The organism is Verrucosispora sp. NA02020, from assembly GCF_013364215.1.
Lineage (GTDB): Bacteria > Actinomycetota > Actinomycetes > Mycobacteriales > Micromonosporaceae > Micromonospora.
In genome coordinates, this window is the sequence record NZ_CP054923.1 from 2,639,485 (window position 1) to 2,664,570 (window position 25,086).

The window sequence follows — 25,086 nt, forward strand, 5'->3', positions numbered from 1 at the left end:
TGCGTATGAGGCGGCTCCCACCTGCGTCACCGACCAGCCACGACGAGCCGGGGCTCAGGCGCCGCCGGTCAGGTCCCGTCGACCGAAGGCGGTCACGGCCGCCCGGAGCAGGGCACCGGAGAGCAGGATCAGCACCGCGACCGCGACCACGCTGACGTTCTCGCGCGGGTACTCGCCGACGTGCGCGAACGGCGACAGCCGGAGCAGCCCGTCGGGGATGTCCAGGATCGGGGCGAAGTAGGCGGCGATCAGCCCGTATCCGAGCGGCACCCAGATCACCGGCAGTGCCCGGGGTGCGGTCGCGTACAGCACGGCGGCGATGGACAGTACGAGCCAGACCGCCGGGGTGTGCGCGACATGACCGATCAGCAGGGGGGCGATCAACCCGGCGTCGCCGGTGCTCACCGCAGCACCGACGCCCATGCCGAGCCCGGCGACCAGCAGCAACCAGAGCACGCCGACGGCGGTGACTGCCACGTGGCCGCCGAGCCAGCCGGCCCGGCTCACCCCGGTGGCCAGCACCGGCTCGGTCCGTCCGTCGGTCTCCTCGGCGCGCAGCGTGTGCATCGCCAGCACCGCGTAGACCCCGACGGCCAGCGCCATGGTCACGCCCATCATGCCGAGGTAGCCGTCGAGCATGTTCGCCGGGCCGCCCATGATCTCCACCAGGTCCGGTGGGGCGTCGGCGAAGCCGTCGACCAGCGGTTGGGTGAACGACCCGTAGGCGACACCGGCTACGAGCAGGGCGACGCTCCAACCGATCAGGCCGGCCCGCTGTAGGCGGAACGCGAGCGCCGACGGTCCGTCCAGCCACGCGGCGGCCCGGGGCGATCCCGGCCGGGGCGGTACCAGGCCGGCGCCGAAGTCCCGGCGCGTCGACAGGACGTAACCCAGCGCGGCGGTCGCCGACGCGGCCAGTAGTGATATCACCAGAGGCCACCAGCGGTCGTAGACGTACGGCGCGGTCTGCTGGGACCAGCCGATCGGCGACAGCCAGGACAACCAGGTCGCTCCGCTGCCCTGCACCGTTGCCATGTCGCCCAGCCCACGCAGGACGAACGCGGCGCCGAGCGTGGCACCGGCAGCGCCGGAGGCCGCCCTCGGGTACTCCGACAGTTGGACCGTGAGCGCGGCGATGCCGCCGAAGACCAGCGCCGCCGCCCCGATGGACGCGCCGAACAGCAGCGAGCCGGTCGGGTGGTAGCCGCGGGCGGCCATCATCGCGCCGGTCAGCACGGCTACCAGCACCGCCATCGCGGCGGTGAGGATCAGTGCGGCGGTGAGCGGAGCGTGCCGGCCGACGACGTTGGCCCGGATCAGTTCGGCGCGGCCCGAGCGTTCCTCGGCGCGGGTGTGCCGCACGACGGTCAGCATCCCCATGAGGCCGGCACCGATGATCACGTAGAGCCCGTACTGCCCGGCGAGAAACCGCTCGACGGTCAGGTCGTCGAAGCCGAAGCCGGGTCCGCCGAACAGCGCTCCGGCGGGGCTGGAGGTGAAGGCGGTCAGACCCGCCAGGTCCTGCGGGGTCTGGGCGACGGCCTCCAGCGCGGTGGTGAAGTACGCCATCAGCAGTGGCAGGCCCAGCGTCCACGCCGGGAACCGCAACCGGTCCCGGCGCAGCATGAACCTGAGCAGGGTGCCGGTCCCGGTGGCGGAGGAACCGGTGCGTACCGGGCCGCGCGGCGTCGTCGTGGTCATCACGCCACCTCCGTGGCCGAGGCGTGCGCGGGCTGGTCGCCGTAGTGACGCAGCAGCAACTGCTCCAAGGTCGGCGGGCGGACGGTCAGTCCTTGCACCTCCAGGTCGCCGAGCCGGCGCACCACGGCGGCGAGGTGTTCGCCGTCGACCTCGAAGCGGAGGTGGCCGTCCTCGGCCCGCAGTCCGTGTACACCGGCCATCCCGGCCACCGCGTCGGCGGGCTGGTCGGTGACCACGTCGACCGACGTACGGGTCAGGTGGCGTAGCTCGGTCAGCGAGCCGGTCTCGACGATGCGTCCCTGCCGGATGATCGAGATCTGGTCGGCGAGCACCTCGACCTGCGCGAGGATGTGACTGGACAACAGCACCGACCGGCCGGCCTCCTTGGCCTCGCGGATGCACTCCTGGAACACCGCCTCCATGAGTGGGTCAAGCCCCGCGGTGGGCTCGTCGAGCAGCAGCAGTTCCACGTCGCTGGCGAGCGCGGAGATGAGCGCCACCTTCTGCCGGTTGCCCTTGGAGTAGGTGCGGCCCTTCTTGCTCGGGTCCAGGTCGAAGCGTTGGCACAGTTCGTCGCGGCGGACCGGGTCGGCACCGCCGCGCAGCCGGGCGAACAGGTCGATCGCCTCGCCGCCGGTGAGGTTCGGCCACAGTTCCACGTCGCCGGGGACGTACGCGAGCCGACGGTGCAGGGACACCGCGTCCGCCCACGGGTCACCGCCGAGCAGCCGGGCCTGGCCTTCGTCGGCGCGCAGCAGGCCCAGCAGGATCCGGATGGTGGTGGACTTGCCGGCGCCGTTGGGGCCGAGGAAGCCGTGCACGGTGCCGGCGGCGACGTGCAGGTCCAGCCCGTCCAACGCGCGGACGCGGCCGAAGGACTTGGTGACGTGTCGGATGTCGATGGCAGCAGTCATCGCGGGAGACCTCGTTCGAGGAAGGCCCGGCACACCGGGCCGGAACGGATGCCGCCGACCGGTGGGACCGGCGGTGGAAGGAGGGGCCACGCCCAGAGGGCAATGTGGTGACTACGGTGCAGCGGTGTCCGCGCCGGGGGCGGCAGGCGGATCCGGGACGTACATCAGGTACTCGTCGAGCATCGACCGGTCGACGAGCAGCCCTTCGGTGAACAACTCCAGGGCCGGCAACGTGAGATCGTCGATGTAGCGGCGGAACAGGGCCGCGAACTGGTCCGGGGCGGCACCGGCTCCGTGCAGGGTGAACCAGAGCACCATGCTGCCGGTGGCCTGGTAGGCCAGATACCGCGCACGGGCGGCGGGGTCCCGGCTGGGCTTGATCACACCGGCGGACTCGGACGTGGAGAGGTATTCCTCCGCGTCGGCGATCATGTGCTCGATGAGTGTGGCCACCAGCTCACCACCGGCCTGCATGCTGCGCAGCAGGTATCGCACGATCGGCGCGTACTGCTCGACCTCCGCCAGTTGCGCCAACAGGGTCGTGCCGGTGCCGTCGGTCAGTGTCTTCGCCTTCTGCTCGCGCATCACGGCGAGCACCTGTTCGTCGCAGGCGCGACGCAGGCCGTCCTTCGAGCCGAAGTGATGAACGATCAGACCGGCGGCGACACCGGCGTCGGCGGCGATGGCGCGCAGCCCGGCACCGAATCCCTCCCGAGCGAAGCGGGAGATGGCGGCGTCACGGATACGGCTCGCGGTGGCGAACTCGCCACCGCGCCCTGCCGACATCACGTCGTCCGACGCCACGACACCAGATTAAACACCCGTTCAACGATCCCGCAATGGCCGTCCCGGGGCAGGCGGAGCCGACGTGGACTCCCGCCATGATCTAGGCCACTGACGGTGCTGCCTGCGTTGGTTAGGGTGACCTCGCCGTGGTGCTCGGGAAGCCGGTGTGAAACCGGTGCGGCCCTCGCCACTGTGATCGGGATGCTGGAGGCCACCGCAAGGTCACTGGGCGTATGCCTGGGAAGGCCGGCCACCGGCGCACCACCCGTCAGCCAGGAGACCGGCCACGGCACCTGTACGACCCGTCCACGAGGTGCTGGAAGGTGGTCCCGCTATGCGGTTCCCTGCGTCCTGGCGCGTTGCCGCGCCGCTCTCCGTCATGCTCGCCCTGGTCGGCGGATGCTCCGCGACCGGCCACAGTGAGCCGACTGCCACGGCCCCCGCCGCCGGGCCGGTCTCGGTGACCAACTGCGGCACACCGGTCACGGTCCCGAGCCCTCCGGCGCGGGTGGTGACGATGAACCAGCCTGCCACCGAGATCATGTTGGCGCTCGGCCTGGAGGACCGCATGGCCGGCACCGCCTACCTCGACGACGAGGTGCTACCCGAGTACGCCGCCGCGTACGCGAAGGTGCCGGTGTTGGCCAAGGAGTACCCGTCGAAGGAGAAGTTGCTCGAACTGGAGCCCGACTTCGTCTACGCCTCCTTCGCGAGCGCGTTCGGCGACGAGGGGGCCGGTGACCGCGCCGACTGGCAGAAACTCGGCGTGGGCACGTACGTCTCCGCCGCCGGATGTCCGAAGGAGACGCGACCGGCGAAGCTGGCGATCGACGACGTGTTCACCGAGATCCGGGAGATCGCCACGATCTTCGGCGTCGCGGAGCGGGCCGAGACGCTGATCGCCGACCAGAAGCAGCGCATCGCGAACGTGTCGGCGGGCGCGAAGGGCACGCGGGTGCTCTGGTGGGACGGCGGCAACGACGCGCCCAGTGCCGGCGCCTGCTGTGGCGGCCCGGCGATGATCATGTCTGCGGCCGGGGTCACCAACGTCTTCGACGACCTGACCGGCAGTTGGGCCGACACCAACTGGGAGGCCGTCGTCGAGCGCAACCCCGACGTCATCGTGCTCGTCGACGCGAGCTGGGACACCGCCGCCGACAAGCAGGCGTTCCTCGAGAAGCACGCGGCGCTCAGGGACCTGCCGGCCGTCAAGGGCAAGCGGTACGTCACCCTGGCCTTCTCCTCCACCGCGGCCGGGGTGCGGAACGTGCTCGCCGTGGAGGCGCTGGCCCGGGGCGTCGGCGGGGTGAGCAGCTGACCACCGTCACCACCCGGCCGGCGCAGACTACGCCGGCGAAGCCGGTCCGAGCGGTGCGCATGGTGGCCGTGGTGGTCGTACTCGCGGGTGGCCTGGTGTTGTCGGTGGGCGCGGCCGTGACGGTGGGGCCCGCAGACCTGTCGCTGGGCACCGTGTGGCTGGTGATCACCGATCATCTCGGCCTGACGAGCGCCGACGTGCCGCTGCTGCGCGACCACATCGTGTGGGAACTGCGGCTGCCGAGGGTGCTGGGCGCCGCCGTGGTCGGGGCCGGCCTCGCCGCCTGCGGGGCGGTCATGCAGACCGTCACCCGCAATCCGCTCGCCGACCCGTACCTCCTGGGTGTCTCCTCGGGGGCGTCGCTGGGTGCCGTGGCCGTCCTGGTCCTGGGACTCGGCGCGGGTGCCGTGGCGCTCACCGGGGGCGCGTTCGTGGGGGCGCTCGCCGCGTTCGCCGTCGTGGTCGCCGCCGCCGGCCGGCGCGCGGTCCTGCGACCGACCCGGGTGGTGCTGGCCGGCGTCGCCGTCGCGCAGCTCTGCGCCGCGCTGACGACGTTCGTGATCATCTGGGTGGCCCATCCGCATGCCACCCAGAGCATCACCTTCTGGCTGTCCGGCTCGCTCGCCCGCGTCGACTGGACCGCACTGGCGTGGGCGACGCCGCTGCTCGCGGTGGGGTTCGCCGTGATCCTCCGGTTCGCCCGCGCGCTCAACGCGTTCGCGTTCGGCGAGGAGGCCGCCGCCGCCCTCGGCGTGGACGTCCGGCGTGTCCGGTGGCTGCTGCTGGTCACCACGGCGCTGCTGACCGCCGTGCTGGTCTCGATAAGCGGCGCGATCGGGTTCGTCGGCCTGATCCTGCCGCACGCCGTGCGGCGGTTCACCGGCCCCGACCACCGGCGGCTGCTGCCGGTCGTGGTCCTCGCCGGAGCGATCTTCCTGATCTGGGTGGACACCGCGGCCAGGACCCTGTTCGACCCCCGCGAGCTGCCGGTGGGCGTGCTGACCGCCCTGCTCGGGGTGCCCGCGTTCGTGCTACTGCTGCGCCGAGGGGACCGGAACACCTGATGCTGGAGATCCGCGACGTCTCGTGGTCGGTGCCGGCCGCGCGACTCCTCGACGGCGTGACGTGCGCAGCGCCGCGCGGCACCCTGGTCGGACTGCTCGGCCCCAACGGGTCCGGCAAGACCACCCTGTTGCGGGTCGTCGCCGGGTTGATCGCCCCCCGATCCGGGACCGTGACCGTCGCGGGCGACGACGTGGCCGGGCTGCCGCGTGCCACCGCGGCACGGCGGATGGCCCTGCTCGCCCAGTACGCCGAGACCGACCTCGACCTGACCGCGCTCGACGTGGTGCTGCTCGGCCGCACCCCGCACCGCCGCTCCCGCTGGTCGGACACCGACACCGACCGGGCCGCCGCCGCCGACGCGCTCGACCGCGTCGACATGACCGGGTACGCCCACCGCCGCTGGCAGACGCTCTCCGGCGGGGAACGCCAACGGGTCCAACTCGCCCGGGCCCTGGCCCAGGAACCGCAACTGCTCCTGCTCGACGAGCCCACCAACCACCTCGACATCGGCCACCAGCTCCAACTGCTGGGCCTGGTCCGTCGCAGCGCCGTCACCACCCTCGCCGCCCTGCACGACCTCAACCTGGCCGCGATGTTCTGCGACCTCGTGGTGGTGCTGCACCACGGTCGGGTCGTCGCCACCGGAACGCCTGCCGACGTGCTGACGCCTGCGCTGCTCGCCGACGTGTACGCCGTGGACGCCGACGTGACGGTCCATGATGGACGACCGGTCATCACCTACCGGGCCCCGGCAGTATGAACGTCCTGCTCGTCTCGCGCGGGGCGGCCCACCACGGCGGCCACGACGCGATCCACCGCCTCGCCGCAGCGGTCGCCGAGGCCGTGGGCGTACCGGTGCGGGCCTGTTTCCTCGACGGCGCCGAGCCCTCCCTGCACGTCGCCCTCGACGCCGTACCGGAGCATGACGAGGTCCTGCTCGTGGCCGTGCACCTGCCGCCCGACCGGTACCTCGACACCTGGCTCCGCCGCGCGGTGGCCCACTGGCGTACCACCCGGGACCGGCAGGTACGCGTGCTGCTCGCCCCGCCGTTGGCGACACAGCCCGCGCTGGTCACGGCAGTCAGCGACGCCGTCACCGGCGACCACACCACGCTCGACGGCAACCCCGGACCGTTCCGCAGCCCCGCCTGGTCGCAGATCACCCGACACCGCCGACACGTGCTGGTGTGCCGTGGGCCGCGCTGCACCGCGTACGGCGCCAACCAGGTCGCCGCCACCCTCGGCGACCGCCTGAAGGCGAACGGCCTCGGCGACGACGACGTCCTGGTCACCTCGACCGGCTGCCTGTTCCCCTGCAACCTCGGGCCGCTCGTCGTCGTGCATCCCGACGACACCTGGTACGAACACGTCGACGCGGACCTCGCCGTCCTCATCGCCGACGTGCACCTGCGCGACGGCACACCGGTCGACGGCAGACGCCCACGCGACTCGTGACCGCGAAGCCCGGTACGGTTATCGACGGTCGTCATGGCGTGGGCGTCGGCCCGGACGGAAGCGTCCTGGGGCGACGGGTCGGGAAGGAGCGGGTGTGGTGCGGCGCAGAGCCCTCGTGGTCCGAGGCGGATGGGCGGGTCACCGGCCGGTCGAGGCGACGGAGCTGTTCATCCCGTTCCTCGAACGCAACGGATACGAGGTACGGGTGGAGGAGTCGACGGAGGTCTACGCCGACGCCGCCGAACTGGCCGCCACCGACCTGATCGTGCAGTGCATGACGATGTCGCAGATCACCGGGGAGCAGGTGGCGGGCCTGGCGGCGGCGGTCGTCGCCGGGACGGGTTTCACCGGCTGGCACGGCGGCATCGTCGACTCGTTCCGGGCCTCCTCGGACTACCTGCACCTGGTGGGCGGCCAGTTCGCCGTCCACCCCGGCGTCGAGCCGTGTGCCCGTGGCGGCGGAGAGCAGGACAGCTTCCTGCCCCACTCGGTCACGATCACCGACCTCGGCCGGAACCATCCGATCACCGCCGGGATCGAGGACTTCGACCTGGTCACCGAGCAGTACTGGGTGCTGCACGACGACTTGATCGACGTCCTGGCCACCACCACCCACCCGACTCGGGAGTGGCACCCGTGGCACCGGCCGGTCACCTCGCCGGCGATCTGGACCCGCACCTGGGGAGCCGGGCGGATCGTCGTGACGACTCCGGGACACAGCCTCGACGTGCTGGAACACACGGCCGTCCGTACCGTCATCGAGAGGGGAATGCTGTGGGCGACCCGCACGGCGTCGGCATCGTCGGTCTCGGGGTCATCTCCCGCGCGTACCTGAGCACGCTCGCCCACCACCCCCGGGTCCGCGTCGTCGCGGTGGCCGACCTGGACGCGGCCCGGGCTTCCGCTGCCGCCGCGACCATTCCCGGCGCCGAGGCGGTGAGTGTCGAGCGGCTGCTCCACCACCCCGAGGTGGCGACGGTGCTGAACCTGACGATCCCGGCGGCGCACGCCGAGATCTCGGGCGCGGCGATCGACGCCGGACGGAACGTCTACGTCGAGAAGCCGCTCACCGTCACGTTCCCGGAGGCCCGGTCGCTCATCGACCGGGCCTCGTCGGCGGGCGTCCGGGTCGGATGCGCGCCGGACACCGTCCTGGGCACCGGTACGCAGACCGCCCGGGCGGCGATCGACGGTGGACTGATCGGCCGCCCACTCTCCGCGTCGGCCGTCATGGTCACTCCGGGCCACGAGCGGTGGCACCCCGACCCCGACTTCTACTACGCCCCGGGTGGAGGCCCGCTGCTGGACATGGGGCCGTACTACGTCTCGTCGCTGGTCCACCTGCTCGGGCCGGTGCGTGCGGTGATCGGGGCGGCGAGCCGGCTGCGGGATACCCGGACCGTCGGCTCGGGCCCCCGACTCGGGCAGCGGATCCCGGTCGAGGTGCCGACCCACGTCAGCGGCGTGCTGGAACACGCGGACGGCGCCCTGTCCACCCTCACCACCAGTTTCGACGGTGTCACCACGACGGCCGCGCCCATCGAGGTGCAGGGGGAGAGCGGCACCCTCGCCGTACCCGATCCGAACACCTTCGACGGCGAGGTCCGTCATGTCGCGCTCGACGGCCCCGGGTGGCGGGTCCTCGAACCGGGGGCCGGCTACGTCGCCGCCACCCGAGGGGTCGGCCTGATCGATCTCGTCGGGGCCGACGAGGCGCGTCCGCCCCGGGCCAGCGGCGAGGTGGCGCTGCACGTCCTCGACATCATGACCGCCCTGCTCCGGTCGGCCGCCGAGGGCCGACGGGTCGAGTTGACGACGACGGTGGCACGCCCCGCACCCGTCCCGTTGACCCCGGCGCAGGAGTGGTCCCGGTAGCCGGTCCTCGGCGCGGGCGACCGGCCTTGTGGAGCACGTGCTGAGCGCGTGAGCGGCGACCGTACCCGCAGCCCGTGCCGGTGGCTGCGCGGACGGGGCAGCGGCGCGAATTCCTACGATAGTCGTAGCCGGGGTTCATGCAGACGACAGACGATCCGGCGGGCGCGTCCGGACAGGCTGTAGCGCATGACGATCACGCTTCCCGAGTCGGCGAGCCCCACTCCGGCGCCCGCTCCGGTCCCGTATCACCGGCTCGCCCGTACCGACCGGCACCGCTGGTGGCGGCCCCTGCTCGGCACCCTGCTGATCATGGTGGGGTTGCCGGTGGTGCTGATCGGCGGGTTCGGGGCCGCCAGCGCCGTGGTGTGGTTGCTGGACGGGCCGGAGGATTTCCTGGGCGGCGGCCCGGAGGTCGAGCTGGCCATCACCATGGTCACGCTGGGGCTGCTGATTCCGTTGACGCTGCTGGCCGCCCGCTGGGTGCAGCGTCGTCCGGCCGGGACGGTGTCGTCGGTGGTGGGCCGGTTGCGGTGGCGGTGGCTGGCGACGTGCCTCCTGGTCGCCGTACCGGCGTTGGTGCTGCATCTCGGGGTGCTGAGTCTGCTGCCCGGTGGCGGCCAGGCGAGCGACTGGGCCGGGTGGGAGCGGGTCGCGGCCGGTCTGGCCGTCGTGGTGCTTCTGGTGCCGTTGCAGGCGGCGGGTGAGGAGTACCTGTTCCGGGGCTGGATGATCCAGGCGTTCGGGTCCTGGATCCGGTCGCCGTGGCCGGGGATCGCGGTGTCGTCGGTGCTGTTCGGCCTGGCCCACGGCTGGGGCACCGGCTGGGGCATGGCCGACCTGGTCTTCTTCGGCGCGGTGACGGCGGTCGTGACGATCCGCACCGGTGGGCTGGAGGCCGCCATCGCGCTGCACGTGGTGAACAACGTGGCCGGGATCGGGCTGGCAGTCGTCACCGGCACGCTGGAGGCACAGCAGGCCGACGTGTCGGCGAGGGCTGCGATGATCAGCATGTGCGTGACCGGACTCTACGGTGGTGTGGTGCTGTGGTTGGCCCGTCGCCGCCGCGTCGAGAACGGCACCGGCCACGGATCGGTCGGCAACGACGACGCGTTCGACCTGGTCAGCATTCCGCTCTGGATCTTCGGTGCCTACCTCGCGGTGGTCACGGTCGCGCCGGACGTCGCGCCGGTGTCGTGCTGCGCGGCCTGATCTGCGGCCGGACGGGGGCGTGTGATGGGCGTGGTGGTGGCGGGGACGTCGTTTGCCGGTGTCGTGCTCGGGAAAGCGGGGTCTCCGGCGGCGAGCATCGTCGCCACTGGCGGATGGGACGTCGAGGATGGGTGATCACGGGGTGTCGGCGCCGGAGTTCGAGGTGACCCCACCCCTGACCCTGGGGGTCGAGGAGGAGTTCCTGCTGCTGGACCCGGCGACCGGGGAGAGCCTGCCGGTGGCCGGGCAGGTGCGGGCCGCCCTGCCCGCCGATGCCCGTCGACAGAGCCGGCAGGAGTTCCGGCACAGCATGGTCGAGATGGTCACCCCGGTCTGCACCGAACTGAGCGAACTGCGGGAACACCTGCTGACGCTGCGCCGCGCCGCCGCCGACGCCGCCCACGCCGCCGGAGCGAGCCTGGTCGCCCTCGGCGCCACCCCGGTGCGGGAGGAACACCGGTCCGTACCGGAGGAACCGCGCTACCACGCGATGTCCCGCCGATTCGGCCCGGTCGCGCACGATCCCGCCGTCTGCGGCTGTCACGTGCACGTGGGCCTGCCCGACCGGGAACTGGCCGTCCAGGTCGGCAACCACCTACGGGTGTGGCTTCCGGTCATCCACGCCATCACGGTGAACTCGCCCCTGCACGACGGGTACGACACCGGGCACGCGAGCTGGCGTTCCATGCAACTGGAACGCTGGCCGAGCATCGGACCGACCCCCTACTTCGCCTCCGCCGCCGAGTACGACGCCACCGTCGCCGACCTCGTGGAAGCCGGGATCATGCTCGATCCCACGATGGTCTACTGGTATGCCCGTCCCTCGGCGAACTACCCCACGATCGAGATCCGGGTCGGTGACGTCTGCCCGAGCGTCGACGACACCGTGCTGCACGCGGCGCTGGTCCGTGCCCTGGTCACCACCATGGTCGACGACATCCGGCGTGGCACCCCCGCACCCCGGCTGCGCAGTTGCCTGGTCGCCGCCGCCCACTGGCGGGCCGCCCACCACGGGCTCGACGGTGACCTCATCGACCTGCGGACCACCCGGCCCCGACCGGCCTGGGACCTGGTCGCCGACCTGCTGACCGTGGTCAGCCCGGCATTGGGCGTGCACGGCGACCTCGACTACGTGCGGCAGCAGCTCGACCGGCTCCGCCGCACCGGCACGGGCGCCGCCCGGCAGCGGCTCCTGCTCGGCGACACCGGCGGCGACATTCCCACGCTGCTGCACCACCTCGCCGTCCAGACCACCACCGGCTGACCGGCTCCGGGCGCGCACGGCTGCCGTGCTCGGGCGCGTGCACGGTGACCAACCGGCCCGCCCGTTCGCCGGAGCGGGTGGGGTGCCCCGCCACCCAGGGGGCGGTCGGTCAGCGGATGTCGTGGGTCTGGAGCCAGAGTTCGAGCAGACCGAGCTGCCAGAGCTTGTTGCTGCCGGCCGCCGCCTGCGCCGCGTCGGGGTCGTCGAGCAGGTACGCGACGTACTCCGGCCGGAACAGGCCCCGCTGCCTGGCGGCCGGGGCCCGGAGAGCGTCGACGACCATGTCCCGTACCGCGCCGTCCACGTTGCGCAACGCGGGAACCGGGAAATAGCCCTTGGGCCGGTCGATGACGTCGGCGGGCAGCACCTCCCGCGCGACCTCCTTGAGTACGCCCTTGCCGCCCTGGGCCACCTTGTGCTCCGGCGGGCAGGCCGACGCCAACGTCACCAGATCCTGGTCCAGGAACGGGGTGCGGACCTCCAGCCCCCAGGCCATGCTCATGCTGTCGACCCGCTTGACCGGGTCGTCGGGAAGCATCCGGTGGGTGTCCAGCCGCAGGACGGCGTCCAACGCGGTCTGCGCGCCGGGCGCGGCCAACTCGGCGAGGAGCAGCTCGCGGCTGGCATCGTGGTCGCAGGCGTACGCGGGGGAGACCACCCGGCGCAGTTCGGCATGATCACGGTCGAAGAACGCCGACGCGAAGGTCTCCACCGCCCCGTCGCGCGGCACCTCGGCGAGCGGCTGGTGGTAGCCGTACCCGGCGAACACCTCGTCGGCGCCCTGCCCCGACTGGGCCACCTTGACGTGCCGGGCCACCTGCTCGGACAGCAGGTGGAAGGCGACCACGTCGTGGCTGCCCATCGGCTCGGTCATCGCGGCCACCGTGGCGCGTACCGCCGGGACCAGGTCGTCGTCGGCGAGCCGGATCCGCTGATGGTCGGTGTCGAAGGTGCGGGCGACCAGGTCGGAGAAACCGAACTCGTCGCCGGCCTCGCCGCCACGGCTGTCGAACCCGATGCTGAAGGTGCGCAACTGCTCCTGCCCGGCCTCGGCGAGCAGCGCCACGATGAGGCTGGAGTCCAGTCCACCGGAGAGCAACACCCCGACCGGTACGTCGGCCACCAGCCGTCGGCGTACGGCGGTGCGCAGTGCGCCGCCGAGCGCCGCCTGCCAGTCCCGGGCGTCCATGCCGGAGTGGGCGGGGTCGCGGGCGTACTCGGGTCTCCAGTAGACGCGTTCGCGGCTGCGCCCGTCCGCCTCGATGACCCGCAGCGTCGCCGGTGGCAGCTTGCGCACGCCGCGCAGCACCGTGCGGGGCGCCGGGACGATGGAGTGCCAGGAAAGATAGTGGTGCAGGGCCACCGGGTCGATGGTGGTGTCGACGTCGCCGCCGCGCAGCAGCGCGGGCAGGGTCGAGGCGAACCGCAGCCGTCCCGGGGTCTCGGTGAGATAGAGCGGCTTGATGCCGAGGCGGTCGCGGGCCAGGACCAGCCGTCGACGCGTCCGGTCGACCAGCCCGATGGCGAACATGCCGACCAGGTGGTCGACGAACGCCTCACCCCAGTGCGCGTACGCGACGAGGATGACCTCGGTGTCGCTGGTCGAGGTGAAGTGGTGCCCGGCGGCGCGCAGCTCCTCGCGCAACTCGGGATAGTTGTAGACACAGCCGTTGAAGACCAGGGCGAGCCCCAGATCCTCACGGACCATCGGCTGGGCACCGGCCTCGGAGAGGTCGATGATGGTGAGCCGCCGATGCCCGAGAGCCACCCAGTCGTCGCTCCACAGCCCTTCGCCGTCCGGCCCACGGGACCGCATCGCCGTACTCATCCGGTCCACCGCGTCGGTGTCCGGCCTCGCGCCGTCGAACCGTGCCTCCCCGCCGATTCCGCACACGTCAGTGGGTCCTGATTCCTGCGGGTGATGCCGGCACCGGTGACGACTCCTGTCTTCGGAGGCAGGTAGTGGTGGTGCGCCGCGACGTGCCGCCGAGTCGGGTGGGCGGTCCGCATACCCGCTGGTCAACGCCCGAAACCGCCACCACGCGGCGCCGCTCGCTGCCGTACTGGCGTGTGGCCGTGCCTGCCACCGTGCGGTCGTGCCTGCTGTGTGCGGCCGGGTCCGCGTCGTGTGGCCGTGCCCGTCGCCGGGAGTCGTGCCAACGCGGCCTGCTGCCGGGTCTCGGCGAAGCGTTGTGGCGTGCTGGGGGAGGTGGGGAGATTTGTTGTCGCTCCAGCGACAACAAATCTCCCCACCTTCGCCGTGGTTGGTGGCCCCACCCGTTCGGGCCGGCTTCGCGGTAGCGGAGCCGGCCCGAGTGGTGTTGATGGGTGTCAGCAGTCGAAGTACATGGCGAACTCGTGTGGGGTCGGGCGCAGGCGGACGGGGTCGACTTCGTTGGCGCGTTTCCAGTCGACCCAGGTGGAGATCAGGTCGGGGGTGAAGACGCCGCCTTCGAGGAGGTAGTCGTGGTCGGCTTCGAGGGAGTCGAGGACGGCGGGGAGGGAGCCGGGGACCTGCTTGACGTCGCCCCATTCCTCGGGCGGGAGGTCGTAGAGGTCCTTGTCGATGGGGGCGGGGGGTTCGATTTTGCTCTTGATGCCGTCGAGGCCGGCCATCATCATCGCGGAGAAGGCGAGGTAGACGTTGGCGGACGGGTCGGGGACGCGGAACTCGACGCGTTTGGCCTTGGGGTTGCTGCCGGTGACGGGGATGCGGGTGCAGGCGGAGCGGTTGCGTTGGGAGTAGACCAGGTTGACCGGTGCTTCGTAGCCGGGCACGAGGCGGCGGTAGGAGTTGACCGTCGGGTTGGTGAAGGCCAGCAGTGACGGGGCGTGGTGTAGGAGGCCGCCGATGTACCAGCGGGCGGTGTCGGACAGGCCGGCGTAGCCGGTCTCGTCGTAGAAGAGGGGTTCGCCGCCGAGCCAGAGGCTCTGGTGGGTGTGCATGCCGGAGCCGTTGTCGCCGAAGAGGGGCTTGGGCATGAAGGTGGCGGTCTTGCCGTTGGCCCAGGCCTCGTTCTTCACGATGTATTTGAAGAGTTGGAGCTGGTCGCCGGCGTGTAGCAGGGTGGAGAACTTGTAGTTGATCTCGGCTTGGCCGGCGGTGCCGACCTCGTGGTGGGAGCGTTCCACGGTGAAGCCGGTGTCGATGAGGCGGCGTACGATGCTGTCGCGGAGGTCGGCGTAGTGGTCGACCGGGGGGACGGGGAAGTAGCCGCCCTTGTAGGCGGTCTTGTAGCCGCGGTTGCCGCCTTCTTCTTCGCGGCCGGTGTTCCAGGCGCCCTCGATCGAGTCGATGTAGTAGAACGACTGGTGGGCGGAGGTTTCGTGGCGGATCGAGTCGAAGATGTAGAACTCGGCCTCGGCACCGAAGTAGGCGGTGTCGGCGATCCCGGACGCGGCGAGGTACGCCTCGGCCTTCTTCGCGACGTTCCGCGGGTCGCGGGAGTAGGCCTCGCGGGTGAACGGGTCGTGGATGAAGAAGTTCAACGCGAGGGTCTTCTGCGCCCGGAACGGGTCGATGAAGGCGGTGGCGACGTCCGGGAGCAGGAGCATGTCCGACTCGTGGATCGCCTGGAAGCCCCGGATCGACGACCCGTCGAACGCGAGACCATCAGTGAAGAAGTTGTCGTCGACAGACTCCACCGGCAGATTGAAATGCTGCATCACACCCGGCAGGTCACAGAAACGTACGTCGACGAACTTCACGTCCTCGTGAGCCATTTTCATCGTGACGGTGCAGGTCACGGGTGGTGCGGGAAGCCGGTGTCCAGGTAGGACGAGGCTCCCGGTAAGACAGCAATCGACCAAGATCAGATGCCCCAACCGGGAGCCTCGCTGTGCTGTCTTACCCTGCCGCGATTCCGTTGTCCACCCGCAGCCTGAACCACCTCGCCGCCCTCATCCGAACCCGCCGCCAGCAGCGACGGTCCCGGTGGCGACGCCTCGCCCCCGGCCGGCAAGCCCTGCTCGCCCTTGCCCACTTGCGCAACGGCGACACCCTGGCCCGCCTGGCCGTCGGATTCGAGATCGGCGTCACGACGGCCTGGCGCTATGTCCGCGAGGCCATCGACCTGCTCGCCGCGACCGCCGGCGACCTGGCCACGGCCATGACCAGGATCCGGCTGCTCGCCTACGCGATCCTCGACGGCACCCTGATCCCGATCGACCGGGTCGCCAACCAGAAGCCGTACTACTCCGGGAAGCACAAGCGTCACGGAGTGAACGTGCAGGTCATCGCCGATGCAGCCGGGCGTCTCGTCTGGGCCTCGGCCGCGCTGCCCGGCTCGACGCACGACCTGACCGCCGCCCGCGCCCACGGCATCATCGACGTCTTGACCAGCGCCGACGTGATGACCTTCGCGGACAAGGGCTATCAAGGCACCCACGGCAGCGTGCGCACCCCGTTCAAGCGGCGCCGCTTCCGGCCGAAGCTGTCATCCCGGCAGAGAGCCGTCAACCGGGCCCACGCGAAGATCCGCGCTCGCGGCGAACGCGCGATCGCCACCCTCAAGACCTGGAAAATCCTGATCAAGCTGCGCTGCTGCCCACGCCGAGCGACCGCGATCGTGCAAGCCATCCTCGTCCTGCACCACGTCGAAGCCGACCGCCACGCACGATGAAATGGCTCGATGATCGGCTGGATGGCTTCGGGTGGCAGGTCGAGGTCGAGCCGTGTGGTCAACGTGTCGTACAAATCGCGCAGGCGCGCCTCGCGTTCCACCGGGGCATCCTCTGGCCCTGTACGGGACAGGTAGGCGCGCACCTCGTGGGATTTTCTTAGCATGTGTACGACGTCGGTGACGCTGAGCTTTCGCGCCATCCCTTTGCCGATGGTGGCCAGCAGGGGCGGCAGCACGCGCCCGGCATGCCCTTCGGCGTACCGCAGGAACAGGTCGGTCGGTTCCGTGACCTGGTTTGCGACACCTCCAGCCAGCATGCCGACGCAGGCGTCGGCAAGTCGGACCGGCGCCCGGCGAACCCATGAGTTCGCAGGTCGGGTGATACGGCGTCGCTTGTGCGTGACGTGCCGTAGCAGTGACGAACTGGTGGCATGGGTGAAGTACTGCGACGCTGGTCGGTATGCCTGGTCGTACAAGTGAATAGTCAGCGTGGCGCTGGTCTTGGCGTCAATCTGGGCAGCCATGGATCGCACGTCGGGGAACTTCTCCGGCTCGCCGAGGGCGCGCACGGCCTGCCGGATCAGCGTGTCGGGGATCAGCCCGGTGCTCGATAGGAAGGTCAACATCGCCGGCGTGGTCTTAATCTCCGAGGCGCGTAGCTTGCTGGCGGCGGCGGGGTTGTGCAGGCACCAAAGACCGAGGATGCACGTCTCCATCGAGGTGCGCGCCAACAGCGCTGCGGCCTCCCGCTGGCGGGTTCGTACCGCACGGCGCGTCTCGCGCTGCAGCCACAGCAACCGCAGCAGTGCCAGTTGCGCGAAGTCCAACCCAGTTGTGGTCGTCGCATCCTGCGGCCACGGGGTGCGGATAGCGAGGTCGCGGGCACGGCTCCGGACGCGGGCGCGGCGCAACAAGTCGGGATACGGCAACACACCACGAAGGACCATTCGGGCGATCACCAGCACGATGGGTGTCACAGTCGACAGCATCGCAGGTCCACCATGCTCCGACCTCGCAATTTCGCCCGGGTCGGCCCATTCTGTCGTACCGGGCCGGCAAGATGTGGTCATGCCGATCCGGCAAAGGCGAAGTGCGATTGGACCACTGCTGCTGTGCCTGCGGGGGAGAGCGGCCCCGTGCCCACGCTGTGCGCACCAGACGTTGTCAACGGCGCTGGCGACCACTGGCTCAAGCATCCGGCCCCGATGCTGCCGTCACGCTGCGGCGGGTTCCCAGAAAAACAGGAACTTTGGGTGGTAGATGAGAACGGGCTTTCCCTCGTCTTTGTCTGGCCAAAGAGAGCTATGTTTCGGCTCATCGATCTTTAAGGATGAACTGAAGTCGATCGCACAGTATGCGCACGTTGGTGTCGGACCCGTGTAGCTGCCAGAATGTGGACAGCAGGTGCTCTGCTCGGCCGCGCAGTCGCTCCGATTGTTCGGGAGTGATTGTCCGGTACCCGTGCGCCAGAACCGAGTTGTTGCGAATCTCCGCTAGATCGCGCAGATTGGCGATCGCAGAGGGGGTGTTCAGCTTCGCTCTGGTTACGAACTCATCGTTGAGTGAATAGAGCAGAGTGGCGGACTGGATGAGGCTGATGCTTGACGGGAGTTCGTTGCTGGCCCGACCCCCGGTGACCTCCAGTGCCTGCTGGTAGCCGCAGGTAACGGCATCCAAGTTGCCCAGGAGGCTGTAGTCGGGATTTTTGCATGTGAAGCCGGGGGATATCAGCTCAAGGCGCCGCGCCAAACAGCCCTCGATTGTTCGATAAAAGAGCAATGCGGCAAAGTCCTGCCGTCCGATCTTGCGGTAGTGCTTTCCGAGTACGAAGAAGCTGACCAGCAGGGCGGCCGGGCTCGGTGGCTCTGTGGTCAGTGTCCGGAGAAAATTCAATTGATCAGCTACGGTCTTGCTGGTTTGCTGGGTCAGTTCACGCTCCGCCGCTTGCTGTGCCGCATCGACTGCTCTGATGCATGCCGGTAGGGCGGACAGATTGAGATCGCACCATGCCCGATACAGGGCGCTGACCGAGCGCATGAAACGCGCGCGGGCCGGTTCGGCAATCTGCTCGCACAGCTCGCTGTACTGGGCGTGGGCGCTATCGAACGCTCCGCTGCGAAAGGTTTCAAGTGCGGCCGCCATCTCCTGTTCTCCGAAGAGGGCGGTTGGATTAGCCAGCAGTAGCGGTCGTTCATCGCCCGGCACGACACGACGGAACTCGGGGTCGTACTCTCCGTCCAGGTAGCAGAGATCGAGGTTTAACTGCCAAGCGGCGAGGGCGGCTGCCGCGCTCATGACCTTCTTGCCGCCGGTTATATCGATGATCGCCGAAGGCTTCCGCCTGTCCGGCGTTTCATATCTCGCCAGTACGTCCTTCACCTCTCGGTACACACCTTGCGGGTCGGTCGGTTGTACGGGGCGATGCATGAAGTCCTGGTACCGCAGGCGGCCGCCGCCGACGACGTGCTTACCGATGAAGTCGATGCTCGCGTCCGCCTGCGCTGAGTAGATCACGAGTAGCCGGGTGGGGCGGATGAGCTCATACGCGAGGATCGTGGTGAGCGGCGAAAAACCGCTCATGCTGATTAGCAGGTCCACGGGGCGGGCGAGAGCCCGATTCCCCCGCCGGATGCGGGTGACCACCTCATCGAGCATTTCACTGAGAAAGTAGGACGTCGCCTGATCCGACGGCGATCCGTCACACCACCGATCCTCGCCCCGCAGGATTCGTCGCAGCTTTACGTCGTGCTGGATCGCGCCCATGCTTATCTCCTGGTTCCCGATTCGTCGGAGCCCAGGCACCGTTGACACTCTGGCCTGGACCGCAGGGTCGATCCACCGCACTTGCCGCAATCCGGACAGATGTACGCCGCGGTTGCGGCAACCTCCCAGCACGGCACCGCGAGCACCTCATTGCCGGGGCCGCTCGTCGCGTCCGAGCGGCTACTCACCGCCTGCCGGTTACCTGTTTCGATCACCGGATAGTTCGTCCCGCACGAGCCGCACGATCGGGTCCCCCATTCGTTGTGGCACCTGGGGCAGGTGGCGACGAATGTGCCCGATCTGGGGTGGAAGTCTTGGGGGGACGCGAGCTCAGTGCCACACACCGGGCAGTGGGCCAGTCGGCGCAGGTGCGCCAACGCGGCGTCGACGTCCTTGAGGAGGGCATCCGCAGCGGTGTGGTGTTCCCCGCGCCTGCCCGGAGGTACGCGCTGCGCGCGCCAGCGGGCGACCCGGTCGCGCAGAACCATCCGCTCCGCCTGGGTCGGCGGGCGTTCCAAAGCGAGGTGCCGCTCGTCCGTGGTGGCGCCCAACCACCTCTCGCCCGCGGCCGCCAGTTCGCCGAGCAGGTCCTTGGGACAGCGGACCCGGGGCGGATACAGGGCGGCGTCCGACGCGATCCGGGCCCACTGAAGAGCCCGCGTCATGCGCTCCACGCTGTCGATCTCGGTCGGGGTCGCCGGCAGCAGCCCGACGCCCCAGCCGCCAGGCAGGTCGTTGCCGATGGTGTCGGCGCGGGCGCGCAGGCGCAGGGGCAGCGCCTGAAGCTCCTGGCGGGTCCCCGGGTAAACGACGACGCGGGGCGCGCCGGCGCCGGCGCGGGTTCGGTCCAGTTCGTCGACGAATGCGAGCAGGTCTGGGGCACCGTTGGCGGTGAGCGGGTGCGACAGCGGTACGCATACCAGCAACGGACGATCGTCCCGGTTCACCTCCACGCTGCCGTCAGTCCTGATGCGCAGCACGACCGTGTCGTCACCCGGCCCGATGTAGTGGATGTCTGGTCCGCCGGTAGTCGGGGCATCGACAGCGGTGGTCTGATAGCCGAGGGTGTCCAACGACCTAGCGACGAGCAGTGCGACGAATTGGTCGTAACTGTTGCAGAATATGCGGGGTGCGACTGAGAGGTGGAGCCCTACCTCGCGCCTGACTCGCGCCCAGGCTCGCCACAGCGCGGCCACCCGACGGTAGTCCTCGTGGTGAATGAACATGTTGGTCTGCCGGAGGTCCGAGGAGAACTCCCTACGCCGACTCACCCGGCGGTCCTGGTAGAGCCAAGAGGTGAGCAGCCGGCCGAGCCGTCGGCGGTGCTCCTGGGTACGACCAAGGAGTCGTCGCACGTCGTCGTTGAGATCCACGTGGTTGGCGAACTCGCCGACGAGCCGGGCGAGCCGGTGCCCGATACGCCAAGGCCGGTCCCTGAGCTGACCGGCGAGCTCTTCGAGGTCCGCCAGGACGCTGCTGGTCGCCTCTAGCTTCTGCCGCCGCCACTCGAGGAACGCGATCAGGTGGTCAACCAGCTGGACTGCGGCCTGATTCTCGTACAGGTCCGGGTCCGGGTCATAGTGGATCGCCCGGAGGCGTCGGGGGAACACTCCGGTGACGGACCGTCGCTGCCAGTCCTCGGTGTGTGCGGCGAGGTAGGTGATGGCGTCTGGGGCCATCCGACGGGTACGCGAGAGGAAAGCGACGCTCGTCTCGGGCCGGAGCCTCGTCTCGGGGCGCTGGCACACGGCTTCCAGGCGGCCCAGGTCGGCGTCGATGGCCTGCTCCAGCAAGTCCACCGGATCGTCGTCGCTCACCCCACGCAGCTGAGCGATGAGGTCGGTGGCCAACGGTGGCACGGCGACCCAGCGCTCGTAGGCCGTCCCATCAGGCGAACCTGGCTCGGCCGGAGATTCGTGGGCGGCGGTGCCCAGGGCATTGGCGATGGCGACGGTGCGCGCCGCTAACGCCGGGTCGGGCAGCGCATCGCGGGAGAAGTACCCCTCGCCGAGGCTGCCGAACACGCGTACCGACCAGCGGCCGGAACCCGTCGGAGTGACGGGCGTGTGCGGCCCGGCGTCGTGCCCGTTGACCTTGCCGGGCACTGTCAGCTGGTAGCGGCCGAGCAGCGGGCGGGCCGGTAGTCGCCCGGCCCGCGCTCCGGTCACCCGGTCCCAGAACTCGTGCGCCACGGATCCTCAGGCCCCTGCTTCGATAAGTTCGTCGAGCAGCGCCCGCGCGGCGACTGGACCGTCCCCGCCGTCGACCTGGGTCGCGCCGAGGTGGGACCAGCCCTCGTCGATGAGGTCACGCAGTTCCTGAAGCTTCTCCGGTCGCAGGTTGTAGCGGCCGCGTAGCCGTCGCAGGACCCGGGTGGCGAGGATGTGGTCGGCGGCTTCGCCGGGCGACCCACCGGCAGCCACCACGACCGGAGCGAAGTCCCTAACCTGCTGTTCGAGCCGAGGCCCCCAACCGATCTTGAACTCAATGGCGAGGGTACGGGCGAGATATTCCCGGAGGAAGGAGACCACCTGCTCCTGGGCATCATGGTGGTCACGGCCCGCGTTGCCGAAGCTTCTGGCCAGGGCCCGGCGGGAGATCGCCTCCCGGGGCGGGACCTTTCGCGGCGTCAGCGGCGGTGGTGTGGTCGGCAGTTCGATGACGTGTGCGCGGTCGTAGGTCTTGTCGGCGAACTGCACGGTCGTCTCGTCGTGGTTCGACGTCCCGAAGAACCATACGTTATCGGGAATCGGCAGGTGGATGCCTTTGTCCACATCGAGCAGCCGTGGTCGGGGCTCCATTTGGTGGCTGGTGAGCTGAAGTCGGAACCGCGAACCCATGTTCTCCAGCCCGGAGAGCACATCGGCGAAGTACTGCTCGGGGTGGGCCAGGTTCATCTCATCGAGGATGATGAAAAACGGACGGTTCCGGTGGGCCGGGCACGCGGCCTGGTAGATCGCCTTTGTGAAGGCGGTCTCGTAATACCGGCGTTCGAATGCGTTCAGGTGGCCGATGAGGTCCTGCCGGTCACGCCAGCCAGCCTGCACCTCGATGACCGCGAAGTCGGCGCCGATCGCCTTGGCGAACGCCTTGGGGAACGTGGTCTTGCCGATCCCGCTGATGCCCTGGAGGATGTGCAGCCTGCTCATGGCCATGCCGCCGAGTAGGCAACGGATGTCACGTGCACGGTACGCCAGCGGCGTGCTGCCGCGTCGATTTGTCTCGTCTGCCAGGATGCGCTGCTGGGCGTAGGCGACCAGGTCGGTGAGGTCGGGCGAATTGTCGGTGACCCTCCGTTCCTGCTGGAGGTCCGGATTGTCATCCAGCTCCGTCAGGCCTGGGAACGGATTGACTCCGTGCGCGCTGCTGACCAGCTTGTCCAGCTCGACCTGGGTTTGAGCCAGCAACTCCTTGTGCCTGTCGACGGAGTGCTGAAGCGCATCGCGGTGCTCGCGCAGCTCCTCCAGCTCCGTGTTGGCGATCCGGTACGCGTTCTGCTCGGTCCGCAGTTTCTTGTTGTCGAACTCCAGCCTGGCGCGGACCCCCGGGCACTCGGCGTGCTCGCGCTGAAGTTGGGCCAGCAATTCCAGGTCGGCTGCGGCGGGCACCGTGGCAACCCGCTGCATCAGCCGTTCGTTCTCCTCGGTGAGTTGACGTACCCGCTGGTGCAGCAGTTCAGGTGATTCGAACCCGGCGAGGCGTAGCGACTCGTTCCGCTCGTCGAGCTGTCGTTGCAGGTCGCGGGCGTGCCCCTCCACGACCTCGTACTGCCTGGCGATTCGGTCCCGGGTCAGTTCCAGCTGCCTGAGCTGAGCCGCGACAGCTAGCTCCGCCCGCTGTTGTAGGTAGGCGCGGTCCTCTTCCTGGTTCTCCTCCAGTGCCCGTAACTGTCGCTCACGCTCGCGGAACTGCCTCTCCCGGTTGTCCGCAGCCGCCTGCCTTTGCTCCAGCTCGGCTTCCGCCTTGAGCCGCGCTGCATCAAGTTCGGCCGCTCGGCGGCGCCACTGCTCCTCCTGCTCCGCGTGAAGCCGCTCCACATCGGTCAGGAGCCGATGGCGTTCCGCCGTGAGGTCCGCCAGCAACTGACCGCGCTGCTCGGTCAGCCGGTGCAGGTGGGCGCGTTCCTGTTCGAGGTAACCGGCCTCGGCGTCGAGGCGGCCCTGCTCGACCTGCAACGCCCGGGCGTTGAGCTCCCTTTCCCGCCGGTCCAGCTCGGCGCGGCGGTCGTCGAGCTGCCCCTCGGCCTCGTCGTGCCGGCGGCGATCCTCGTCCAGCTCGGCACGGGCGCCGTCGACAGCTTGCCGTGCGTCTGCCGCCGCTTCATTCGCGTCGGCGATCCGCTTCGCCTCCGCGTCGAGTTCGTCTTGCCGGTCGGCGACCCTCGTCAGCTCTTCGTCGATTTGCTGACGGGCCTTGCGGTACAAATCCGCCAACTGCTGTGCCTCGACCCACGCCTCCTGGGCCCGGCTCAGCGGGAGGTCCGCAGGTACGGGTGGCGGCGAATCCGGCGTGACCCCTTCCCGGTCCGCCACTGCTGTGGCGTCCCGGCCGCCCCGTCGGACGTCCCGTAGGAGGCTGTCCGCCTTTGGGTTCGTCTGCTGAGGTATGCCGCCGGTCTTACGTCGAGACATCCAGGCCCCTACTCGCTGTCGTCTGCTGGAAGAGAAGGTGGGAAACGGTCCAGTAGGCCAGGTCGAGTACGTCGTCGGCCTCGTGCGCTGTGGGCTCCCGGTCCTCGCCGTGGGAACCCTGGTTGCGCAGCTTGGTCGTTCCGTCAAGCCGGTCGAGGAGGTCGGGGCGGTGCCGGATGCTGCTGCGTAGCGGATGGTCTGGGTGCTCGGCGCTGGCGAGCAGCACCGCGACCAGCAACGGGCGGAGCGAAGGCAGGTGCCCTTTCGCGGCGCGGGCGACCTGGTCGCCGTCCTGTTTCAGCATTCCGTCAGGCACCTGCCCACCGATCTCCGACAGCTCACGTGCCCGATCGAGGGCGGCTTTGAGCGCCTTAGGCGCCAGGACGGGGTCGCGGAGCTGGCGGAGAATGTGCTCCGCGAGTGGGTACGCGTTGTGGACCCTGGCGAAGACGTGTTCGAGGACCTTGCCAAGGTTGTTGACCGCAGTCTGTCGGTACCGCCCGCCGACATCGGCCAGCAGCCGAGCCTCGGCGAGGTCGGCCTCCACCTCGGTCAGCAGTTGGAGGATCTTTTGGTGGTCCGTATCGTGAATCGGAGCGCCCAGCCGGCGCTCGATCCGCACCGCCGCCTCCGCGCGCCGGCGGGTGTATTCCGCCCGCCTCTTCTCGGCATCGTCCTCGGTGAGCTGGCCTTCGATCCCGGCGAGGAGGGCGGCCAGAGTGTCGTCGTCGGCCAGCCGGGCCCGCACCGATTCCTTGAGCCAGGCGTTCGGCCAGCCCGTGAAGGGATCAAGCACCTCCCAGTCGGTGCTGGTGACCGCGTCGTCGGGCAGGTACAGGTAGCCGGCCAGCAGCACCGGATCGGGCCGTTCAGTGATGAAGGAGACCCGGGAGACCTGAGCCGTCGGCGGTGACGCCTCGTTCTCAGGGCTCGCCCCGTCGGGTTCGCTGGCCGTGGCCGCTGCACGCGCCGCGGCGATGATCTCCCCTGGGCTCGGCCGGGGTGGCGGGGTGAGGCGGCGCGCCTGCGCCACGACCGGTTCGACCGGTGGTGAGTCCCGCCGGGTGTCCAACCGCAGCCGCGGCCGGCCCCCCGATCGGTAGTCGACGTGGGCGTAACCCAGGGTTTCGACCAGCGCCGGCCACAGACGATGGGGCGACGGAGCGCAGAAGGGGTCCTGGAAGAGATGCACCAGCCGGGTCTGCGATGCGTCCGCGCTCTCGCCGGCCAGCATGGCCCGTCCTGTCTCCGTCAGGTTGCCTCGGCTGTCGATGAGTCGTTGCTGCTGCAACATGAGCAGGATCTGATTGCACAGGTCTCGGTGCAACCTCGTGAGCCGGGCCATCTCGCTCGGGCTGGTGACTCCTGCCTGACAAAGCCGGGCGATCACCCGGGCAAAGGCGTCCAGGTGCCGACGGGTCAGATCCGGCACCAGCACCCGCCAGCACCAAGCCGGCCACAGTATCCACCGGCCGCCCGGCGG

19 protein-coding genes, 1 pseudogene and 1 riboswitch are annotated in these 25,086 nt (G+C 69.8%); of the genes and pseudogenes, 10 read left to right on the plus strand and 10 right to left on the minus strand.

Annotated features, from left to right (window positions below; genetic code table 11):
* Positions 1-54 precede the first annotated feature (54 nt).
* The 4 genes and pseudogenes from HUT12_RS11635 to HUT12_RS33350 form a co-directional block, all read right to left on the minus strand.
* Positions 55-1,701 carry an ABC transporter permease gene (locus HUT12_RS11635; RefSeq protein WP_176093347.1) on the minus strand — a complete coding sequence of 549 codons (1,647 nt, stop codon included), beginning with the start codon at positions 1,699-1,701 and terminating at the stop codon, positions 55-57.
* A complete protein-coding gene (locus HUT12_RS11640; protein WP_176093348.1) occupies positions 1,701-2,615 on the minus strand; it encodes an ABC transporter ATP-binding protein in 915 nt (304 codons plus the stop codon). Before HUT12_RS11640 ends, HUT12_RS11635 begins: the two co-directional genes overlap by 1 nt.
* Before the next feature lie 111 nt (positions 2,616-2,726).
* On the minus strand, positions 2,727-3,200 hold the full coding sequence (locus HUT12_RS11645) for a hypothetical protein (RefSeq protein ID WP_357219587.1): 474 nt from the start codon (positions 3,198-3,200) through the stop codon (positions 2,727-2,729).
* A 33-nt stretch (positions 3,201-3,233) separates the two neighbouring features.
* A pseudogene (locus HUT12_RS33350) lies at positions 3,234-3,401 on the minus strand (TetR family transcriptional regulator); the annotation flags it as partial.
* A gap of 130 nt (positions 3,402-3,531) precedes the next feature.
* Positions 3,532-3,705, plus strand: a riboswitch (cobalamin riboswitch).
* A gap of 30 nt (positions 3,706-3,735) precedes the next feature.
* Here HUT12_RS33350 and HUT12_RS11650 point away from each other — a divergent pair.
* From HUT12_RS11650 to HUT12_RS11685, 8 genes are all read left to right on the plus strand, one after another.
* A complete protein-coding gene (locus tag HUT12_RS11650; RefSeq protein ID WP_176093349.1) occupies positions 3,736-4,719 on the plus strand; it encodes an ABC transporter substrate-binding protein in 984 nt (327 codons plus the stop codon).
* A 71-nt stretch (positions 4,720-4,790) separates the two neighbouring features.
* A complete protein-coding gene (locus HUT12_RS11655) occupies positions 4,791-5,783 on the plus strand; it encodes an iron ABC transporter permease (protein WP_254876783.1) in 993 nt (330 codons plus the stop codon).
* The gene (locus HUT12_RS11660; RefSeq protein WP_176093350.1) at positions 5,783-6,544 is read left to right on the plus strand and encodes an ABC transporter ATP-binding protein; all 762 of its coding nucleotides are present in this window, start codon (positions 5,783-5,785) and stop codon (positions 6,542-6,544) included. The genes HUT12_RS11655 and HUT12_RS11660 overlap by 1 nt, the downstream gene beginning before the upstream one ends.
* A complete protein-coding gene (locus tag HUT12_RS11665; RefSeq protein WP_176093351.1) occupies positions 6,541-7,239 on the plus strand; it encodes a ferredoxin in 699 nt (232 codons plus the stop codon). The genes HUT12_RS11660 and HUT12_RS11665 overlap by 4 nt, the downstream gene beginning before the upstream one ends.
* Positions 7,240-7,333: 94 nt before the next feature.
* Positions 7,334-8,074, plus strand: a complete 741-nt coding sequence (locus tag HUT12_RS11670; protein WP_176093352.1) for a ThuA domain-containing protein — start codon at positions 7,334-7,336, stop codon at positions 8,072-8,074.
* Positions 8,014-9,114 (plus strand): Gfo/Idh/MocA family protein, encoded by a 1,101-nt coding sequence (locus HUT12_RS11675; RefSeq protein ID WP_176093353.1) that lies wholly within the window; start codon positions 8,014-8,016, stop codon positions 9,112-9,114. Before HUT12_RS11670 ends, HUT12_RS11675 begins: the two co-directional genes overlap by 61 nt.
* 186 nt (positions 9,115-9,300) lie before the next feature.
* The gene (locus tag HUT12_RS11680) at positions 9,301-10,323 is read left to right on the plus strand and encodes a CPBP family intramembrane glutamic endopeptidase (RefSeq protein WP_176093354.1); all 1,023 of its coding nucleotides are present in this window, start codon (positions 9,301-9,303) and stop codon (positions 10,321-10,323) included.
* Between the two features lie 127 nt (positions 10,324-10,450).
* A complete protein-coding gene (locus HUT12_RS11685) occupies positions 10,451-11,587 on the plus strand; it encodes a glutamate--cysteine ligase (RefSeq protein ID WP_176093355.1) in 1,137 nt (378 codons plus the stop codon).
* 109 nt (positions 11,588-11,696) lie between these two features.
* Here HUT12_RS11685 and HUT12_RS11690 read toward each other — a convergent pair whose 3' ends face one another.
* Together HUT12_RS11690 and glnA are read right to left on the minus strand one after the other, a co-directional pair.
* The gene (locus tag HUT12_RS11690) at positions 11,697-13,481 is read right to left on the minus strand and encodes an N-acetylglutaminylglutamine amidotransferase (RefSeq protein WP_176093356.1); all 1,785 of its coding nucleotides are present in this window, start codon (positions 13,479-13,481) and stop codon (positions 11,697-11,699) included.
* A gap of 437 nt (positions 13,482-13,918) precedes the next feature.
* A complete protein-coding gene (gene glnA / locus HUT12_RS11695; protein ID WP_176093357.1) occupies positions 13,919-15,316 on the minus strand; it encodes a type I glutamate--ammonia ligase in 1,398 nt (465 codons plus the stop codon).
* A 110-nt stretch (positions 15,317-15,426) separates the two neighbouring features.
* Between glnA and HUT12_RS11700 the strand changes: the two genes are divergently transcribed.
* Positions 15,427-16,209 (plus strand): transposase family protein, encoded by a 783-nt coding sequence (locus HUT12_RS11700; RefSeq protein WP_176092643.1) that lies wholly within the window; start codon positions 15,427-15,429, stop codon positions 16,207-16,209.
* 164 nt (positions 16,210-16,373) lie between these two features.
* A complete protein-coding gene (locus tag HUT12_RS11705) occupies positions 16,374-16,574 on the plus strand; it encodes a hypothetical protein (protein ID WP_176093358.1) in 201 nt (66 codons plus the stop codon).
* Between the two features lie 949 nt (positions 16,575-17,523).
* Here HUT12_RS11705 and HUT12_RS11710 read toward each other — a convergent pair.
* The 4 genes from HUT12_RS11710 to HUT12_RS11725 all read right to left on the minus strand — a co-directional run bounded on the left by HUT12_RS11710 (position 17,524) and on the right by HUT12_RS11725 (position 25,041).
* Positions 17,524-18,972, minus strand: coding sequence for a TIGR02710 family CRISPR-associated CARF protein (locus tag HUT12_RS11710; protein ID WP_176093359.1), 1,449 nt, complete (start codon positions 18,970-18,972; stop codon positions 17,524-17,526).
* 2 nt (positions 18,973-18,974) lie between these two features.
* On the minus strand, positions 18,975-21,164 hold the full coding sequence (locus HUT12_RS11715; RefSeq protein WP_176093360.1) for a hypothetical protein: 2,190 nt from the start codon (positions 21,162-21,164) through the stop codon (positions 18,975-18,977).
* Positions 21,165-21,170: 6 nt separating this feature from the next.
* Positions 21,171-23,504, minus strand: coding sequence for an AAA family ATPase (locus HUT12_RS11720; protein WP_176093361.1), 2,334 nt, complete (start codon positions 23,502-23,504; stop codon positions 21,171-21,173).
* An 85-nt stretch (positions 23,505-23,589) separates the two neighbouring features.
* The gene (locus HUT12_RS11725) at positions 23,590-25,041 is read right to left on the minus strand and encodes a hypothetical protein (RefSeq protein ID WP_176093362.1); all 1,452 of its coding nucleotides are present in this window, start codon (positions 25,039-25,041) and stop codon (positions 23,590-23,592) included.
* Positions 25,042-25,086 lie beyond the last annotated feature (45 nt).

Coding starts and splice junctions, on each gene's coding strand:
- HUT12_RS11665 (WP_176093351.1), top strand. CDS start 6,541: ATGAACGTCCTGCTCGTCTCGCGCGGGGCGGCCCACCACGGCGGCCAC.
- HUT12_RS11685 (WP_176093355.1), top strand. CDS start 10,451: ATGGGTGATCACGGGGTGTCGGCGCCGGAGTTCGAGGTGACCCCACCC.
- HUT12_RS11645 (WP_357219587.1), bottom strand. CDS start 3,200: ATGCGCGAGCAGAAGGCGAAGACACTGACCGACGGCACCGGCACGACC.
- glnA (WP_176093357.1), bottom strand. CDS start 15,316: ATGAAAATGGCTCACGAGGACGTGAAGTTCGTCGACGTACGTTTCTGT.
- HUT12_RS11640 (WP_176093348.1), bottom strand. CDS start 2,615: ATGACTGCTGCCATCGACATCCGACACGTCACCAAGTCCTTCGGCCGC.
- HUT12_RS11710 (WP_176093359.1), bottom strand. CDS start 18,972: ATGGGCGCGATCCAGCACGACGTAAAGCTGCGACGAATCCTGCGGGGC.
- HUT12_RS11635 (WP_176093347.1), bottom strand. CDS start 1,701: ATGACCACGACGACGCCGCGCGGCCCGGTACGCACCGGTTCCTCCGCC.
- HUT12_RS11650 (WP_176093349.1), top strand. CDS start 3,736: ATGCGGTTCCCTGCGTCCTGGCGCGTTGCCGCGCCGCTCTCCGTCATG.
- HUT12_RS11660 (WP_176093350.1), top strand. CDS start 5,783: ATGCTGGAGATCCGCGACGTCTCGTGGTCGGTGCCGGCCGCGCGACTC.
- HUT12_RS11680 (WP_176093354.1), top strand. CDS start 9,301: ATGACGATCACGCTTCCCGAGTCGGCGAGCCCCACTCCGGCGCCCGCT.